This window comes from Allosalinactinospora lopnorensis (genome assembly GCF_000981225.1).
GTDB classification, from domain to species: domain Bacteria; phylum Actinomycetota; class Actinomycetes; order Streptosporangiales; family Streptosporangiaceae; genus Allosalinactinospora; species Allosalinactinospora lopnorensis.
In genome coordinates, this window is record NZ_LAJC01000011.1 from 24,080 (window position 1) to 40,246 (window position 16,167).

A 16,167-nucleotide genomic window follows, 5' to 3' on the forward strand; every position below is an offset into this window, starting at 1 on the left:
CTCCTCGGCTCGTTACCTCGTACGGTCAGGTTCGGGCGAGGTGACCCGCGGTCGGGGCTGGACGGCCCTGGCCTCGGTGAGCACCACGTCGCGGGAGAAGAACAGGTCGAGTGTCCAATCGAGGGCGACCCGGATCTTCTTCTCCGCGCCGGGCAGCTTGCTGAGGTAGGTGCCGCGCCAGAGCAGCCAGGCGAGCAGCCCGGAGAACGGTCGGCCGCGCAGCTCCGCGGCCCCCTTCTGGTGGCCGAGGGCGACAAGCAGGCCGATGGTGCGGAACCGGAACGGTTTGGCCGGTTTGCGGTCCAGTTCGGCGACGATGTTGTCGGCGGCGGTCCTGCCTTCCCGCAAGGCGTGCTGAGCGGTCGGCGGATGGAACTCGCCCGGCGACGTCACATCGGGGACGGCGGCGCAGTCGCCCAGCGCCCACACATTGTCCACCCCCCGGACCTGAAGCGTCGGCGTGACGGCCAGCGCATCGTTGCCGGCATGCCTCCCGGGTAGCTCGGCGACCAGCGGGTGCGGCTGGTTGCCGGCAGTCCATACCAGCGTGCATGTCGGCATCCGCTGCCCGTCACTGAGGAGGACCTCCTCCTCCGTCATCTCGGCCACCCGCGCGGACAGCGCGAACTCGACCCCCCGCAGCCGCAGGTCGGCCAGCGCGTAGTCGGCGAGCTCGCGGCTGAGCTCGGGCAGGATACGTTCCCGGGAGTGCACGAGGACGAACCGCAGCTCCGCCGGGTCGATGCGCGGGTAGTAGCGCCGGACGTCGTGCACCAGGTCGAACAGCTCGGCGATCAGCTCAGCACCGGCGAAACCACCACCGGCTACCACAAAGGTGAGCTGCCGGCACCGCCGTACCGGGTCGGGCTCCACGTCGGCCCGTTCCAGCAGCCCGATCACATGGTTGCGCAACCGGATGGCGTCGCCGAGCGTCTTCAACGCGAACGCGTGCTCGGCCACCCCGGGAAGCCCGCGGTAGTTCGCCGTGGCGCCGAGCGCCACCACCAGGTGGTCGTAGTGCAGCACCTCGGGCGGGTGGTCGTCGCCGCGCCGCAGCCGGACCTCCTGCCGGTCGGTGTCCACCGCCTCGACCCTCGCCTGGTGGAACACGGTGTGCGGGCACAGCGCGCGTACCGGCGCGCTGATGTGCCGCGCCTGCAGGGCACCCGCGGCGACTTCAGCGAGCATCGGCGTGAACAGCAGATAGTTGCTGTCGCTGACCAGCGTGACCTCAACGTCGGTGCGCCGCGCCAGCCGATGTTCCAGGCGCTGCGCCGTGCTGATACCGGCGAAGCCGCCTCCCAGGACGACGACACGACGGGTCGGCGGGGGAACCGACGCCCCGGTCGACGCGAGCTTCGTCCGGGTGAGCACCGCGAGGAGATAGTGCGTGCCGAGGCCGGTCAGCGCCCCGTACAGCAGGCGGCCGACCAGGAACGGGAAGGTGGCCTCGGCGTCGGCCAGCGCCCACGTCACCGGCTCGCCGGTGAGGACCGGCAGCAACGTGAGCGACTCGGCCATCCACGCCAGCATGCCGAGCAGGACCCCGGAGCCGACCGCCGCCGCATGACCACGCGGCCGGTAGCCGACGACAGCGCCGATGACCGCCCCCACCAGCACACCAACGACAAACCCCACCCCCAGCCCGGGGCGCGCCGGCTGGGGCCGACGAAGTCCGTGCTGTTCATGCCCTGGGAGATCTGGACGAGCCCGACCACGAGACCGGCGAACAGCCCCACCCAGGCGCCGGCTACGGGCGGCACCTCCCGGGGCAGCTCGGGTGTGGGGGCAGGAGTGGAGTCGGCCATGATGGTTGGCTCCATCACTCGGGGCGGCCGGCTGTCCGTTCCTCAGCGCACCGATCGCTGACGAACCACCGGAACAGGAACACATTAATACTTCCCCCCACACTGGGAGATCCCGATCAGCGAGGGTGATCTCGTTTCAGTCCGGTGGATACGTGTCTGCTTTGGAAACCTTGTTACCGAACAAGGAGAGTGACCGTCCAGAATGCGCCCGGCCTCCCCACCGGGGTACCGCGAGCACATCATCGAGTTCGCCCGCGAGTTCGAGGGAACTGTCCACATGGTTTCCGCAATTCGGGCATAATGGTTGATATGCCCCGCTCTTCGGGAAACCCCTGCGGGACAGAGCCGAGACGGCACGACCACCCCTATGGCTTCTTCCTCCGACGCGCCTCTGGAGCGTGCGCTCGCGCGTGGAGGAGCCGCGCCACCATCGGCGGGCGGCGCGAAGGGGGCGAGCGGGGCTCACCCCTTCAGCAGGTGATTGTTGATCTCGCGCACCAGGGGGGCGAGGTCGGGCGCCTCGACCACGGTGCGGCCCGCATCCTGCAGGCGTTCCGCCCCGTCGCCGTTGACGAAGATCGTGGGCTCGCGCCAGGCGAACACGATCCGCGGTATGGGGGTTTTCAGGATCAGATCGCTGCACGAAAGGGGCCGCAGGGCGCGTACGCTGCACGGCTCCAGGGAGCTGTAGAGGGTGGCGGTGCGCAGCCGGGGGTCGCCCGGATCGAGGGAGCGCAACGCCGCCTCCTCAGCGTGGTCGTAGGGGTCGGTCTGGCGGGAGTAGCCCTCGGCGAGCAGCCCGCCGTCGGCGTCCAGGACGACCGCCCCTACCGAATAGGCGGTCTCCGAGGGTGGGCAGCGGCGCGACAGCTCAATCGCGGAGCGCAACCAGCGGAGGTCGGCCTCGGTAACCTCGTCGGGAGTCACTCCGTGCTCCTCGCCAGGTAGCGCAGGATCGCCATGTCACCAATAGAACGGGCCTCGACGAGCCGCATCGGGTTCCCCGGTCCGTTCGGGAACGATCCGGACCCAACGAAGCGGGGCGCCGCCGTGTCGCCGATGAAGAACGGCGCCACCGCGACGCGCAGCTCGTCGGCCAGACCGGCGGTGAGGAAGAGGGTGTGGATGTGGCCGCCCCCTTCGACCAGAAGCCGGCCTATCCCCCGCTGCGCCAGGTCGGCGAGGACGGTCCCGGGATTCGGGGGCTCGCCGGCGTCAACCACCGTGACGCCGCCGGAGTCGCGGAACCGTTCCACCGCGGCCGCGTGGCCGCCGGTGCCCGTGTAGACGAGTTTTCCGGCGTCCCCGGTAGTGAAGAAGCGTGCGTCCGGGTCCAGCTTGCCGCTTTCGGAGAGGACGACCTTGACCAGGTCCTCGGTCCTTCCTGCGGCGGCGCGGCGACGGCGCCGGTCGCTGGAGCGGATCAGCAGCCGCGGGTTGTCCAGCCGCAGGGTCCCCGCGCCGACGAGGATGGCGTCGCAGGCCGCGCGTACCTCGTCGATCTCATCGAAGTCCTGCTCGCTGGAGAGCCGCAGGCGTTCGGGGCCAGTGTCGTCGATATACCCGTCGAGCGACATCGCGCAGCTCAGAACGGTGTAGGGGCGATCCATAGGGCCAGGTTATCCGCGCCCGCCACCAGGGCTGCAATTGAACAGGTTTATACCAGGGTAAAACTGCTATGGGACCGGATGCTTCCCGGCCGGTTCACGAGCATGAGGCCAGGCGATCGACACGGCAACGTACCTGCCCCGGAGCCACGGGTGCCCGCCTTTCTCCCGTCATTCCTATGATCCCGCCTGGCCAAACCGGGCTCATAGCATTGTCCAGCACTGGAACGCGGGAACAAGGAGGTGAGAATTGGACGAAGAGTATGACGAGCCGCCGACATACCGCGGCGGTCACAACAGTGGAACCTGTAGAGTCCACGGACCGGAATCAGGGGAGCCAAACACGCACCCCTAGCCAAGGAATGTGTTCGGATCCCCTTGGACCGGGTAAGGCCGTCTTCCGGCGGCCCGGACCGAACTATTCATCGTCCACGTGGCTCTTCTTTCCATTAAGTCGCGGTTTGCGAGCGTCCGCACTCCTACCAGCGCCACGCGATCCCCGAGTGCAGATCATCGATCCGCTTGAAGTCCCGAAAGTAGAATCCGCTGGGATTAGCGGGGAAAATACGGTCTGATTGTGGAGGCGCGGGCGCCTCGGTCGCGAAGACGTCGCGCTCACTGAACCACCACACCTCTTGTGGAAGTGTCGGCGGGGTGAACAGCACCCGCAACGCATAACGAGCGTTTCCGGTACGAGCCCGATAGCGAAGCAGCGGTCGGGCCGGGATCGAACTTCTCACCCGCACCCGATAGCACAGCGAGTACAGCTCACCGTCCCCCGGGTTGAGTTCCCGATCCATCCGGAACACCGCGGACAGGTAACCGAACCCGGTCTCACGTAGCTTCGCCAGCCTACACCCGACCCCGGGTTCAATGGAAAGTACACCGGTCCCCGTGTCGCGGTGGTAGTTGTGCGCGACGGCGATGAGCGTCACTCCGGGCTGTACCGCGGCGATCATCCGGATGACGTCGACCTCGGTGATGACGCCCCGTTCGTCGATCCGGTAGTAGGCCTCGCTCTCCCGCACCTCGTACCCCTCGCGGATCTCCCCCGCCGGTGAGTCCGGTGTCACCTGGTAGGCGCCTCCGCGCAGGCCCTGGTTCCGCTGCACGAGGCGCTGGGTCCGCCGCCGTTCCTCGGAGGCCCGCCGGGCCTTCCCCAGGGCCTCGCGCGCCAGCCGCCCGTCGCAGCCGAACTCCTTGACGTAGTAGTAGACGAGTTCGGGCGACGGCATCACGTGCCCGTTCTCCACGTTGGAGATGTGGCCGGAGCTGTAGAGCGCAACGTCCCTGGTGGTCGCGCCCGCGGACACCCGCGCCCGGCGAAGCAGCCCGCCGAGCTCCCGATGCTCGTCGCTCACCGGCACGCGCTCCGCTCGCGCCATCGGCGTTCCCCTCTCCCGCGCGTCCCAGCCGTGCTTGCCGATCGCGCTTGCTTGCTTGCCGCCCGCTCTGGCGTATCGGCAAGCATTCCCCCGGCGTGTTCCCCTGATTCCAGGAGGTTCCTGACATCATGCCCGAAGGCGCGCAGAGGGGGAGCCCGCCGGATTCGGACAGGGAAGGAGAGCGGTCAATGGCTATCCTGCTGACCGCAGTGGCCTGCTTCATCAGCGGGCTCGCCGCCGGTTGCGTTTTCGGGTCCTCATACTCGGCCTGGTCCATGAGGGGCGTCGTCAACCGGCAGCAGCGAGAGCTCATCCGGCTCCGGGAAGAGATCGCAGTCCTTCAGGGGCTGCTGTACGCCCCGCCGGCGTCGAGGGGCGGCCGGCTGGAGGGCGCCCCCTGACCGGCTCGCCGGGGAGCGGGCGCGTCCGCTCCCCGGCCTCTTCCCCGCACCGGCCGTCCGCACCCGGTTTCAGTCCAGGAAGGTCACGGCACCGGTGCCGAGCTCGTAGCGGGCGGCGACCACGCGGAGCGCTCCCGTTCGCGCGAACCCGCCGATCTCCTCGTCCTCGCGCAGCCGCCGCGCGATGTCCTCGGCGTTGGCGGTGACGCAGGCGTCGACGAAGTCGCCGCCGTCGTCGGGAGTCGACTCGACGACGGGGAGCAGCCGCTCCACCAGGTGGCCGATGTGCCCTTGGGGCACATCGCCCGTCTCGTGGGCCTCGACGGCGGCGCTGACGGCGCCGCACGACTCATGGCCGAGCACGACGAGCAGGGGCGTCTCCAGGTGCTCCACCGCGTAGAGCACACTGCCGAGCACCGAGGGGTCGGGGACCTGGCCGGCCGAGCGCACCGTGAAGAGGTCGCCCAGCCCCCTGTCGAAGACCAGCTCCGGAGGCACCCGGGAATCGGAGCAGCCCAGGATGGTCGCGAAGGGGGACTGTCCGCCGGTGAGCTCCTCGCGCCGGGCGGCGTCCTCGTTGGGGTGGTGCGAGGCAGAGGCGCGCCAGCGCCGGTTCCCCTGCCGCAGCAGCCGCAGCGCCCCGTCGGCGTCGCCTGGACGGGCGGACTCCGGGCCATCAGAGGACGCCAGGGCCGCGGCTCCGGACCCGCCCAGGACCAATGCGGCTCCGCCCGTCAGGGAAGCGCGAAAAGCGGTACGCCGCGAAACGGCCACATTCATCACCAGTTCTATGTCCGAAGGGTGTGCAAAACGTCAGAGCGGACGAGGAAAAACGGGAGAGGAAAAGCTGAGCGCTAAAAGCATACAGCAGGCGGGCGCCTGATAAACGCCGGGTCCGCCATGCGACGGCTCCGGAACAGTGACCGCGGTCCGCGGACCGTACGGCGCCGTAATAGGTGAAGTGCCCTGGAAGGTGACGCGGCGAAGTAACACGTCGGCAATTCTTCGGCCGCGCACCCGGACCGGGGAACACGGTTTTCTTTCCGGAAGTCACGAATAAGGTGATCTCAGCGACTTCTCGTTTCGGACAGCCTCGGGAGCAGGGCGGCTTCGACGATGGCGCCGATCGCGCGTCGGCCGAGATGGCCATCCCCCGGGCCGCGGCCGTGTGGAGAACGGACAGGGCATGGACGCGTGCGGCGGTGATGCCCCGGCGGCGGATCCGAGCTTGGCATCGGAGCTCCACACTGACGCGCCGGCGGGACCGGTCAGCCACCGCCGGAGCGCGGCGGATCGCCTGCCACGACCTCGTGGTCCGGTTGGCGGATCAACGCGTCCCAGGTCAGCATGGCGCGGTCGATGACAGTATGCGCCAACTCCCGAGAACATCCGTCCCGCGCCTGAATCGACAGCCCATGAAGAACGGTCAGGTAGTACGAAGCCATGGCCGCGGTGTCCGTCCCGGGCGGGATGTCCCCCTCTGCGACACCTCGATCGAGCCGGGCGACGACCTTGTCGTGGTCCCGCCGCCGGAGCGCGGCAAGGCGGTGGCCTATGTACTCGTTCGCTGAGGTCAGATTGAGCCCGGCGAGAACCACCATGCACCCGCGCGGGGTATGGGGATCGACATAGGCGTCGGCGTTGTCACGCAACATCCGCTCGATCGCCTGCCGAGCGGTCGGGGATGTCTCCAGAGCGCTGTCTGTCGGTGACCAGTCGGCCGAATTGTAGAGATCCACCGCCTCGCGGAAGAGCTCCCCCTTCGAGCCGAACGCCGCGTAGAGGCTCGTAGACGTGATGCCAATGGCATCGGTGAGCATGCTGAGCGAGGTCCCCTCGTAGCCGTGCTCCCAGAAGAGCTCCATCGCGACGCGCAGTGCCGCGGTCCTGTCGAACCGGCGGGGACGCCCTCGTGCCGACATGATGCCCCCTTGCCCGCTGCCTTGACACCCTCTGGGGCCGATGCTACCAATTATGTATCGATCGATACATAATTATCTCGTGCTACCGAGGAGGCGTGCATGGCCCCGCTACACGGCAAAGCCGCGCTGGTCACCGGAGGAAGCAGGGGCATCGGTGCGGCGATCGCCGAACGGCTCGCCCATGACGGCGCCGATGTGGCGCTGACGTACAACGCCTCGCCAGACCGAGCCAAGGCCGTGGTCAGCAGGGTCGAGCAGACCGGACGCCGCGGAAGCGCCATCCGGGCCGACGCCGCGGACCCCGCCGCTGTGGCCGCGGCGGTCGATCAGGTCACCACCGAGTTCGGACGGGTCGACATCCTGGTCAACAACGCTGGGATCTTTCCTTACGGCACCATCGACGAGTTCTCTCTCGAGAACTACGAGAACACCATGGCGATCCATGTTCGTGCCGTGTTCGTCGCGGCCCAGACCGCGGCCAAGCAGATGACGGACGGCGGCCGGATCATCAGCATCGGAAGCAGCCTGGTCGAGCGGGTACCTGCTCCGGGGTTCAGCCTCTACTCGATGAGCAAGTCCGCGCTGGTCGGATTCACCAAGGGACTGGCACGCGACCTGGGGCCGCACGGGATCACCGCAAACGTCGTACACCCCGGTTCCACCGACACCGAGATGAACCCGGCCGACGGCGAGGGGGCGGATGAAGAGCGCGAGCTGACCGCGCTTGGACGGTACGGCAGCGCCAACGAGATCGCCGCCACCGTCGCGCATCTCGCCGGTCCTTCGGGTGCTTACATCACCGGTACCACCATCACCGTGGACGGCGGTGTCACGGCGTGACCGGCCCACAGACGAGCATCGCCGCGCGGCACTGCGGAGACCGGGCACGGCGCACGAGAACAGCATTGACCGTGGCCTGGGTCGTTCTCATCGTCGCGGGCCTTCTGGAGATCGTGTGGTCACTCGCGCTCAAAGAAGCGTCCGGTCTCACCCGGCCCGTATGGTCAGCCCTCGGTATCGGAGTGGCCATGCTCAGCCTCGGCATGCTCTCGTACGCCCTGAAGAGCCTGCCAGTAGGCACCGCCTACGCGGTGTGGGTGGGAATCGGCACAGTAGCGTCGCCACAGCCGGAATGATCGCGCTGGGAGAGTCCATGTCCCGGACGCGGCTGCTCAGTATCGGTCTGATCGTCGCCGGAGTCATCGGACTAAACTTCGTAGAGGACTGACCACACAAGCTCGCACGCCGAGTCCGCGTCTCCCCGCTGAGACCCGGAGCCCCGGGACGGCCGGGGCCGTCCCGGGGCGTGCCTGTCACCGGCCGTCGGCCAGGCGGGCGTCGAACTCGTCGAGGACCGCGCGCATCGGGTTGGCGTAGGTCAGCCCGGTCCCGTCGGGGCCGCCGATGTCGCTGCCGGCGAAGAGCAGGCCCAGCGCGGCGTGTTCGTCGGCGGTCCAGATCAGCGACCCGGAGTCGCCGCCGTCGCTGAAGCCTCCGCCCGCGCCGGAGATCTCGATCTGGTCGTCGAAGAGCAGGTCCCCTGTGGGGAAGTCGATCCGCAGCCCGTCGACCTCGAAGGCGGTGACGTACCCGCGGGTGTATCCGGTGGTGCGCCCCAGCTTGCGCACCTCGTCGCGCTCCTGGACCTCCGCGGTGACATCGGTGATCGCCCCTCCCGGGTAGCCCTCCGGGTCGTGGCCGACGGAGTCGTCGATCCGGGCGACCGCGGCGTCCAGGAGGTTGGGGCGGTCCGTCCTCAGCTCGGAGAAGGCGGTGAGCCGGGCGACCGCGTCGCCCGGGTCGGTTCCGCTGTCGGAGACCCCGGGCTGCAGCACGGTGTCCCCCGGCTCCGCGCGGCCGCTGTCGGCCAGGACATGGTTGTTGGACAGTATGTGCGGCGCCTCGTCGATGGTGACGAAGGCGCCGAGGGTGCCCGCCGTGATATCGGGGTGCCCGACGGAGGCTCCCGGCACCAGGGGCCGGTGGCGTTTCTGCAGCTCGTCCGGCGAGGGGGCGGACAGGGCGCGGATCCGGCCGACCGTGACGACGTTGAGCTCGTTGTGCGCTTCGGAGGCGAGGCGTTCGATCAGGTCCGCGGCGGTCCGGGAGTTGGGGACGCGGACGGCGAGGGAGAACTCTCCCGGGGCGATGCGGGTGACTCCCAGGCCGACCCAGGGGGCTTCGGTGCGGGCGGTGAGTTCCGGGACGCGCTCCAGCAGGGAGCGTTTCAGGTCGCGGCACGAGTCCAGGTGCATCGAGACTCCTTCAGGGGGAGGCCACTACTCATTGTGGTTCCTCCTTACCCGGAACGTGGCCAACCGCATCGTTACTGTCCGCTACCTCCCTGATGCCCACTGAAGCGCGCCGCCTCTCAGGGGTCTCAGGGCCGGAATTCGTGTTCGATGGCGACCGCGACGTCCAGGACCAGGGGTTCGGTCCGCTCGTGCAGCGTGGGAACGACCGAGTCGAGGACGGCGACGAGGTCGTCGTGGGTCTCGACGCGGCGTGCGGGGCATCCCAGCTCGCGGGCCAGTCCTGACACCGACACCTCCGGGAAGCCCGGCCACGAGGGCTTGCCACCGTGCTTCTCGGCGAGGCGGTCCATGATCGCGTAGCGGCCGTTGGACAGCACCACGAACAGCACGCCCGTCCCGTAACGGGCCGCGCTCCACAGGGACTGCACCTGGTACAGCGAGGAGCCGTCACCGACCACGGCGATGACCGGGCGGTCCGGCCGCGCCATCCGGACCCCGGTCGCCGCGGGCAGCGCGAAGCCGAGCCCGCCCATGGCGGCGGAGAGGAAGCCCAGCGGGCGCCGGGCGGGGACCAGCCGGTGCATCTCGGGACGGCTCGACGGGGTCTCCTCGACGAAGACGGTATCGGCCGGCGCCCGTTCGGCCAGCGCCGCCAGCACGTGAGCGGGCAGCATCGGCCGCCCCTCCGCCGGCGGTTCGGGCACCGCGGCGGCCGCTCTGTACGGCGGCGTCCTGTCGCGCGGCGCGACCCGCTCGGTCATCCGGCGCAGGGTGGAGGGGATGGGGGCGAGCACCGCCAGCTCGACCGGGCTGCGGTAGGCCTCCGCCGGGTCGTCTGTGAGCATCGCGAGCCGGATGCCCGGTTCGGCCAGGGGCCCCTCGGTGTAGGGGTACTGCCGGAACACTGGGGCGCCCACAGAGAGCACGGTGTCGTAACCGGCGAGGGCCGCGCGCAGTCCCGGGCGGTCGGCGGGCAGGAAGCCCGCGAAGCGCGGATGGTCCTGCGGGAACCCCGCGCGGGCGCCGAAGCTCTCCTGGAACACCGGGGCCCCGATGTGCTCGGCCAGCGCGACCAGGGCGGCCCATCCGTCCTCGGTGTCGGTTCCGGCCCCGGTGACCAGCGCGGGCGCGTCCGCCTGGTCCAGCAGCGCGGCCAGATCGGCGATCCCGGCCTCGTCGGTGCCCTCCGCCCGTTCGACGCGGCCGGCCGCGGCCAGCACCCCGTCCGCGCCGGCCGGCCGCCCCCCAGTCGTCCATGGGCACGATCACCAGGGAGGGGCCCCGCGCGTGCACGGCCTCGTGGTGGGCGCGGGCGACGGCGCCGGGCACCTCCTGGGCGGTGAGCGGTTCCTCCACCCGCACGGGGTAGTCGCCGGCCAGGTCGCGCAGCCGGCCGGCGAGGAAGGGCTCCAGTGCGAGGTGCCGGCGGTCCTGCTGGCCGACCAGCACGACCAGGGGTGCGCGGTTCACCCGGGCGGTGGCCAGCGCCCCGACCGCATTGCCCAGCCCTGCCGTCGTGTGCAGTTGCACCAGCGCCGGACGGCCGTGCGCGATCGCCCACCCGGTCGCCATGCCCACGACCGACCCCTCGTGCAGCGCCAGCACGAAGCGCAGGTCCTCGGGCAGGTCGGTGAGGAAGCCGACCTCGGTGGACCCCGGGTTGGCGAAGACCGTGGTCAGGCCGTACCCGCGGAGCACGTCGAGGGTGGCGTCGCGGACCGTGCGCTCCGGGCGCCCGGCTCCGTGCGGCTGCGCCATCTCGCTCCCCCTCAGGTGGCGGCCGGCGCCGAGGCGGCCTGCCCGTTCTTGGCGTTCTGGATCTCGCTGTAGACCCGCGCCCGCAGCTCGGTGAAACGCTGGTCCGACCGCGTTGTGAGCTGGTCGCGTTCGGCGGGCAGGTCCACCGCGACGTCGTCCTGCACCACCGTCGGCGAGGAGGAGAGCACCAGCACGCGCTGGCCGAGGTAGACCGCCTCGTCGATGTCGTGCGTGATGAACAGGACCGTCATGGAGAACCGCTGCCACAGCCCGCGGATCAGGTCCTCCAGGTCGGCGCGGGTCTGGGCGTCCACGGCGGCGAACGGCTCGTCCATCAGCAGCACGCGCGGCTCGTAGGCGATCGCCCGGGCGATCGCCACCCGCTGCTGCATGCCGCCGGAGAGCTGCCAGGGGTAGGACCGCGCCGAGTCGGCCAGCCCGACCGCCTCCAGTGCCTCTGTCACCAGGGTCCGGCGGCGCTCCTTGGACAGCTTCTTCTCCTTGAGGGGCAGCTCGACGTTGCCCTGGACGGTCAGCCAGGAGAACAGGCTGCGCCCGTACTCCTGGAAGACCACGGACATGTCGCGCGGCGGCCCGGTGACCGCCTTCCCGGCGACCTCGACACTGCCGGAGGTCGGCTTGAGCAGACCCGCGATGCACTTCAGCAGCGTGGTCTTGCCGCAGCCCGAGGGGCCGACGAGGCAGGCCAGTTCGCCCTCCTCAAGCCGGAACGTCAGGTCGCGGACGGCTTCGACCTCCCGGTCCTTCCCCCGGTAGATTTTCTGCACTCCATTGACGTCAAGCATGGTGACCTTCTCGATCAGGGGTCGTGGGCGAAGGGGGCCGGCACGGCGCTCACTCGTCCCGGGCCGCGGCGCGCACGCCGTCGTACCAGCGGAGGACCCGGCGCTCGACCTGGACGAACAGCGTCGAAAGGGTGACGCCGATCAGTCCCAGCAGCACGATCCCGCTCCACATCTCCGGGATGGCGAAGCTCCGCTGGAACTGCACGATGCTGAACCCCAGTCCGCTGGTGGTCGCGAACATCTCGCTGATGACCATCAGGATGATCGCGATGGCCAGTGCCTGCCGCAGCCCGGCCATGATCTGCGGACTCGCGGAGCGCAGCACCAGGGTGGTCAGCCAGCGCCGCCCGCGGACTCCGTAGCACCGGCAGGTGTCGGCGAGCACCGGGTCGACGCTGCGCACCCCCTCTATGGTGTTCAGCAGGATCGGCCAAATGCACCCGGAGACGATGAGCGCCACCTTCATCGGGGTGTTCACGCCCACGAGCAGCATGAGCAGCGGCACCAGGACGGGCGGCGGGATCGCCCGGAAGAACTCCAGCACCGGTTCGGCCGTGGCGCGCATGCGGGAGGAGAGCCCCAGGACGACACCGAGCGTCGTCCCCAGGACCGCGGCCAGCGCGTAGCCGGTCAGCAGCAGTCCGACGCTCGGCAGCACGTCGACGAAGAACCGCTCGGAGAACCACACCTCGACGAAGGTGGCCGCGATCTCGCCGGGGGTGGTCATGTAGTAGCTGGCGGAGGCGCTGCTGTACCACCACCACAGCAGGATCAGCAGCACCGGCAGCAGGAACAGCTGGGTAAGGCGGACCGCGCCGCGGCGGGTGATGCGCACGGTCCTGATCACCAGAGTCATGCCGCGATCTCCCCTCGCACCGATGTGTGCCAGTGCAGGACGCGGCGCTCCAGCGCCCGCACCCCGACGTTTACGAGGACGCCGATGGCGCCGGTCGCGACGATCAGCGCGTAGACCAGGGCCGTGGCGCCGCCGGACTGGGCCACGGCGATCTCCTGGCCCAGCCCCGGGCTGCCGATGGTGAGCTGCGCGGTCACGGCCAGGATGAGCGCCACGGCCGCGCCCAGCCGCACGCCGGTGAGCACGTAGGGCAGCGCGGAGGGCCAGACGACGTAGCGGATCCGGGCCAGGCGGCCCAGGCCGTAGGAGCGGGCGGTCTGGTCGGCCACGGGGTCGACGTCGGCCACACCGTAGAGCACCTGGATGTAGATCTGCCAGAACGACGCGTAGACCACGAGCAGCAGGGTGGACCGGATGTCGGTCCCGTATAGCAGGATCGCGAGCGGGATGAGCGCCACGGAGGGAATGGGGCGCAGGAACTCGACCGTGGAGGCGGTGAAGGTCCGCAGGGCGGGGACCGAGCCCACGACGAAGCCGAGGGTCACGGCCGCGGTGAAGGCGATGGCCAGTCCCAGACCCCAGCCGGCGAGGGTGTCGCCGACCGCCACCCAGAAACCGGCGACCAGCAGCCGCTCCCCGAGCGTGGTCAGGACCTCCGAGGCGGGTGGCAGATAGGTGGCGGAGACGGCCCCTGTACGGGGCGCGATCTCCCAGAGCAGTAGGAAGCAGGCGGAGCCGGCGATTCCCAGGAGCGCGTTGCTCCCGAACGGGAAGGCGGCCCCCGGCCCGCGCACCCGCCCCTCCGCCGGTCTCTGCGAGCCGGTGGTGGGGCGAGCGGTGTCCGTGGTGGGTGTGGTCATGGCGTTCACTGGAACAATTGGTCCAAGTCGGGTTCGTTGTCGATAAGACCGTCCTCCACCATCAGCTCGCCGATCACCTCGGCGGATTCGGGGTCCGGCTCGCTGGGGAAGGTCGGCAGCCGGATCTCCTCGATGAGCTGTTCGTCCATCTCGGTGTAGTTGAGGAGGATGCGGCGCACCTCTTCGGGGTGGCTGTCGGCGTAGGTGAGCGATTCCTGCATCGCCACATGGAAGGACTCCACGAGTTCGGGATCCTCGGCGATGACCTGCTCGGTGGTGAAGTAGGAGGCGACGGAGAGCGTCTCGTGGGCGTCCACGAAGTTGGAGGCGATCTCCTCGGCACCGTTGTCGAGCGCCGTGGTGAGGAACGGCTCCACCACCCACGCCGCGTCCACCTGGCCGTTCTCCAGCGCCGCCGGCATGTCGGGGAAGGGCAGTTCGGAGAACTCGACGCCGGCGGGGTCGCCGCCGTCCTCGCGGACGGAGTTGCGCACGGTCGTGTCGCCGATGTTCTGCAGGTTGTTCACCGCGACCTCCTTGCCGGCGAGGTCCGCCGGACCGGAGATGTCGCTGTCCTCGGGTACCACGATGCCGCCGAAGTCATTGCCGTCCTCGCCCGTGGTGGTCACGCCGTTGCTGACGATCTTCACCGGCAGATCCTGATCATGGGCGAGGATCAGGGAGGTGATGTTGCCGAAGGCGAAGTCGAAGTCGCCGCTGACGACTCCGGGGATCGCCTCCGCGCCGCCGCCGGTGTTCTCGATCTCGACTTCGAGGCCGTGGTCGGCGAAGAAACCCTGTTCCACACCGAGGTGCAGGGGCGCGATGTCGACGATGGGAAGCGCGCCGACGGTAATGGCCTCGGGGCCCTCCTCCTCAGAGTTTCCGCCGCAGGCCGAGGCTGAGGCGAGGACCGTGACACCGGCAATAGCGAGGATCTTTCGACGCATCTAGGGGTCTCCTGTTGAAGGGGAGTGAAGATCGGGAGCGTGGCTGGGTTTCGAGGTGGCCGTTTCGAGCGCGAGTGCGCCGAACCCGTGTTTGGAGTCCGCACCGGCACACGCGCTATTCGTATGACGCACGGTAATCCCGGGCGCGAACATGACCGGTCACCGCATTTTCCTCGACCCGGCGCATAACCCTATCGGTCGCCTTCCCTCCCTCTAAAGCACGGGTATCGCTGTTCTTTGTGCTGGATTCACCTCCGGCGGCGCCTCTCCGGTGTTCGAACGGCGCCCTTTACCGAATCGGCAGCCGCCGACATGTGCGGTATGAGAACAGAGGTCGGAGCGGAACGCGGACCGTCCGGCACCGGCGCGCACCGTCCGGCGACGCGTCCCACTCCAATGGCGCGCCGGCCGTTCATCCCCAGACCTCTTCGGCGGTCTCCACGATCAGCCGCAGTTTGGCGACCTGCTCGTCGTGGGTGAGGTCGTTGCCCTCGAAAGTGCTGGAGAAACCGCATTGCGGTGCCAGGCAGAGCTGCTCAAGCGGAATGTACTCGCTCGCCTCGTCAATGCGGCGTTTCAGGTCGTCCTTCTTCTCCAACTCCCCCTTCTTGGTGGTGACCAGACCGAGGACGACGTACTTGCCCTTGGGGACGAAGCGCAGCGGCGCGAACCCGCCGGAGCGGGCGTCGTCGAACTCCATGAAGAACCCGTCCACGTTGAGCGTGTTGAAGAGTTCCTCGGCCACGAAGTCGTAGCCGCCTTCGGCGACCCAGGACGAGCGGAAGTTGCCCCGGCACATGTGCGTGGTGACCCGCAGTCCCTCGGGGCGGTCGGCGAGTGCGGCGTTGAGCTGGCGGATGTAGCGCAGGTGGATGCTGTCGCCGTTGTCGCCGCGCTCGTCCATCATGGCGCGCTGCTTCGGGTCGTTCAGGTAGGCCAGGCTCGTGTCGTCGAGCTGCAGATAGGTGCAGCCCAGCTCGGAGATCCGGCGCACCTGCTCGGCGTAGGCGCGGGAGAGGTCGGCCCAGAACCCCTCGGTGTCGGGGTAGACCTCGGGGTCGATGGAGGCCTGGCCGCCCCGGTAGTGCACCATGCTCGGAGACGGGATCGTCAGCTTCGGGGTGGCCGTGGTGACCGTGTCCCGCAGGAACGAAAACGCCTCGCCGAAGATCGTGTGCCCGAGCCCGATCTTGCCGTCCACGCGCAGGGCGGCCGGTGTGAACTCGATGTCGCCCTGCTCGTTGTGGAAGGTCACCCGCATCTCGTCCTGAGCGCGGGAGACCCCTTCGAGCTGGTAGATGAAGTCCATGTGCCAGGAGGAGCGCCGAAACTCCCCGTCGGTGGCCGACTGCAGGCCGACCGACTCCTGCATGCGTACGACATCGCGGATGGCGTCGTCCTCGATCCGGCGCAGATCGTCGTCGCCGATCCGGCCCTCGGCGTGTTCGGCACGGGCCTCGAGCAGGTTGCGGGGCCGCAGCAGGCTTCCCACATGGTCGGCGCGGAAGGGCGGCACGGTGCGTCGGCTGGTGTGCTCGGTCATGGTGTTCCAGGTTCTC

Annotated in this window: 16 protein-coding genes and 1 pseudogene; 3 read left to right on the forward strand and 14 right to left on the reverse strand. The window is 69.2% G+C overall.

Annotation, left to right across the window (positions count from 1 at the left end):
* Positions 1 to 12 precede the first annotated feature (12 nt).
* From VS93_RS05970 to VS93_RS05985, 4 genes are all read right to left on the reverse strand, one after another.
* Positions 13 to 1,638 carry an NAD(P)/FAD-dependent oxidoreductase gene (locus VS93_RS05970; protein WP_156184698.1) on the reverse strand — a complete coding sequence of 542 codons (1,626 nt, stop codon included), beginning with the start codon at positions 1,636 to 1,638 and terminating at the stop codon, positions 13 to 15.
* A 632-nt stretch (positions 1,639 to 2,270) separates the two neighbouring features.
* Entirely contained in the window at positions 2,271 to 2,735 is a 465-nt protein-coding gene (locus VS93_RS05975) for a cytidine/deoxycytidylate deaminase family protein (protein WP_046469013.1), read from the reverse strand.
* Positions 2,732 to 3,418 (reverse strand): RibD family protein, encoded by a 687-nt coding sequence (locus VS93_RS05980; RefSeq protein ID WP_046469014.1) that lies wholly within the window; start codon positions 3,416 to 3,418, stop codon positions 2,732 to 2,734. The genes VS93_RS05975 and VS93_RS05980 overlap by 4 nt, the downstream gene beginning before the upstream one ends.
* A 476-nt stretch (positions 3,419 to 3,894) precedes the next feature.
* Positions 3,895 to 4,776 carry a helix-turn-helix domain-containing protein gene (locus VS93_RS05985; protein WP_156184699.1) on the reverse strand — a complete coding sequence of 294 codons (882 nt, stop codon included), beginning with the start codon at positions 4,774 to 4,776 and terminating at the stop codon, positions 3,895 to 3,897.
* A 212-nt stretch (positions 4,777 to 4,988) separates the two neighbouring features.
* On the opposite strand from VS93_RS05985, the gene VS93_RS05990 reads away from it, so the two are divergent.
* Entirely contained in the window at positions 4,989 to 5,201 is a 213-nt protein-coding gene (locus VS93_RS05990) for a hypothetical protein (protein ID WP_046469016.1), read from the forward strand.
* A 69-nt stretch (positions 5,202 to 5,270) separates the two neighbouring features.
* Here the strand turns inward: VS93_RS05990 and VS93_RS05995 are convergent, their stop codons facing one another.
* Both VS93_RS05995 and VS93_RS06000 read right to left on the reverse strand, forming a co-directional pair.
* Positions 5,271 to 5,975 carry a carbonic anhydrase gene (locus VS93_RS05995; protein WP_173434270.1) on the reverse strand — a complete coding sequence of 235 codons (705 nt, stop codon included), beginning with the start codon at positions 5,973 to 5,975 and terminating at the stop codon, positions 5,271 to 5,273.
* Between the two features lie 494 nt (positions 5,976 to 6,469).
* Complete coding sequence (locus VS93_RS06000) at positions 6,470 to 7,123, reverse strand: TetR/AcrR family transcriptional regulator (protein WP_082126658.1); 654 nt, start codon at positions 7,121 to 7,123, stop codon at positions 6,470 to 6,472.
* A 99-nt stretch (positions 7,124 to 7,222) separates the two neighbouring features.
* Here VS93_RS06000 and VS93_RS06005 point away from each other — a divergent pair, with 99 nt between their 5' ends.
* Both VS93_RS06005 and VS93_RS06010 read left to right on the forward strand, forming a co-directional pair.
* Complete coding sequence (locus tag VS93_RS06005; protein WP_046469019.1) at positions 7,223 to 7,963, forward strand: SDR family NAD(P)-dependent oxidoreductase; 741 nt, start codon at positions 7,223 to 7,225, stop codon at positions 7,961 to 7,963.
* Positions 7,960 to 8,259 carry a DMT family transporter gene (locus tag VS93_RS06010; RefSeq protein WP_338022678.1) on the forward strand — a complete coding sequence of 100 codons (300 nt, stop codon included), beginning with the start codon at positions 7,960 to 7,962 and terminating at the stop codon, positions 8,257 to 8,259. The genes VS93_RS06005 and VS93_RS06010 overlap by 4 nt, the downstream gene beginning before the upstream one ends.
* Positions 8,260 to 8,436: 177 nt before the next feature.
* Here the strand turns inward: VS93_RS06010 and VS93_RS06015 are convergent, their stop codons facing one another.
* From VS93_RS06015 to VS93_RS06045, 8 genes and pseudogenes are all read right to left on the reverse strand, one after another.
* Positions 8,437 to 9,378, reverse strand: coding sequence for a hypothetical protein (locus tag VS93_RS06015; RefSeq protein WP_046469020.1), 942 nt, complete (start codon positions 9,376 to 9,378; stop codon positions 8,437 to 8,439).
* A gap of 125 nt (positions 9,379 to 9,503) precedes the next feature.
* Positions 9,504 to 10,598, reverse strand: coding sequence for a thiamine pyrophosphate-dependent enzyme (locus VS93_RS06020; RefSeq protein WP_236700370.1), 1,095 nt, complete (start codon positions 10,596 to 10,598; stop codon positions 9,504 to 9,506).
* Positions 10,599 to 10,851: 253 nt separating this feature from the next.
* Positions 10,852 to 11,136: pseudogene (locus VS93_RS33690) on the reverse strand (thiamine pyrophosphate-binding protein); the annotation flags it as partial.
* Positions 11,137 to 11,147: 11 nt separating this feature from the next.
* The gene (locus VS93_RS06025) at positions 11,148 to 11,942 is read right to left on the reverse strand and encodes an ABC transporter ATP-binding protein (RefSeq protein WP_046469021.1); all 795 of its coding nucleotides are present in this window, start codon (positions 11,940 to 11,942) and stop codon (positions 11,148 to 11,150) included.
* 49 nt (positions 11,943 to 11,991) lie between these two features.
* A complete protein-coding gene (locus VS93_RS06030) occupies positions 11,992 to 12,798 on the reverse strand; it encodes an ABC transporter permease (protein ID WP_046469022.1) in 807 nt (268 codons plus the stop codon).
* Complete coding sequence (locus VS93_RS06035; RefSeq protein ID WP_082126661.1) at positions 12,795 to 13,658, reverse strand: ABC transporter permease; 864 nt, start codon at positions 13,656 to 13,658, stop codon at positions 12,795 to 12,797. The genes VS93_RS06030 and VS93_RS06035 overlap by 4 nt, the downstream gene beginning before the upstream one ends.
* A gap of 5 nt (positions 13,659 to 13,663) precedes the next feature.
* Positions 13,664 to 14,608, reverse strand: a complete 945-nt coding sequence (locus VS93_RS06040; RefSeq protein ID WP_046469023.1) for an ABC transporter substrate-binding protein — start codon at positions 14,606 to 14,608, stop codon at positions 13,664 to 13,666.
* A gap of 412 nt (positions 14,609 to 15,020) precedes the next feature.
* Positions 15,021 to 16,151 (reverse strand): 5-methyltetrahydropteroyltriglutamate--homocysteine S-methyltransferase, encoded by a 1,131-nt coding sequence (locus VS93_RS06045; protein WP_046469024.1) that lies wholly within the window; start codon positions 16,149 to 16,151, stop codon positions 15,021 to 15,023.
* Positions 16,152 to 16,167 lie beyond the last annotated feature (16 nt).

Bases quoted from the DNA above. Each gene is read 5' to 3' on its own strand.
- VS93_RS06040 (WP_046469023.1), bottom strand. From the start codon at position 14,608: ATGCGTCGAAAGATCCTCGCTATTGCCGGTGTCACGGTCCTCGCCTCA.
- VS93_RS06035 (WP_082126661.1), bottom strand. From the start codon at position 13,658: ATGACCACACCCACCACGGACACCGCTCGCCCCACCACCGGCTCGCAG.
- VS93_RS05980 (WP_046469014.1), bottom strand. From the start codon at position 3,418: ATGGATCGCCCCTACACCGTTCTGAGCTGCGCGATGTCGCTCGACGGG.
- VS93_RS06005 (WP_046469019.1), top strand. From the start codon at position 7,223: ATGGCCCCGCTACACGGCAAAGCCGCGCTGGTCACCGGAGGAAGCAGG.
- VS93_RS06025 (WP_046469021.1), bottom strand. From the start codon at position 11,942: ATGCTTGACGTCAATGGAGTGCAGAAAATCTACCGGGGGAAGGACCGG.
- VS93_RS05990 (WP_046469016.1), top strand. From the start codon at position 4,989: ATGGCTATCCTGCTGACCGCAGTGGCCTGCTTCATCAGCGGGCTCGCC.
- VS93_RS06015 (WP_046469020.1), bottom strand. From the start codon at position 9,378: ATGCACCTGGACTCGTGCCGCGACCTGAAACGCTCCCTGCTGGAGCGC.
- VS93_RS06045 (WP_046469024.1), bottom strand. From the start codon at position 16,151: ATGACCGAGCACACCAGCCGACGCACCGTGCCGCCCTTCCGCGCCGAC.
- VS93_RS06000 (WP_082126658.1), bottom strand. From the start codon at position 7,123: ATGTCGGCACGAGGGCGTCCCCGCCGGTTCGACAGGACCGCGGCACTG.
- VS93_RS06030 (WP_046469022.1), bottom strand. From the start codon at position 12,798: ATGACTCTGGTGATCAGGACCGTGCGCATCACCCGCCGCGGCGCGGTC.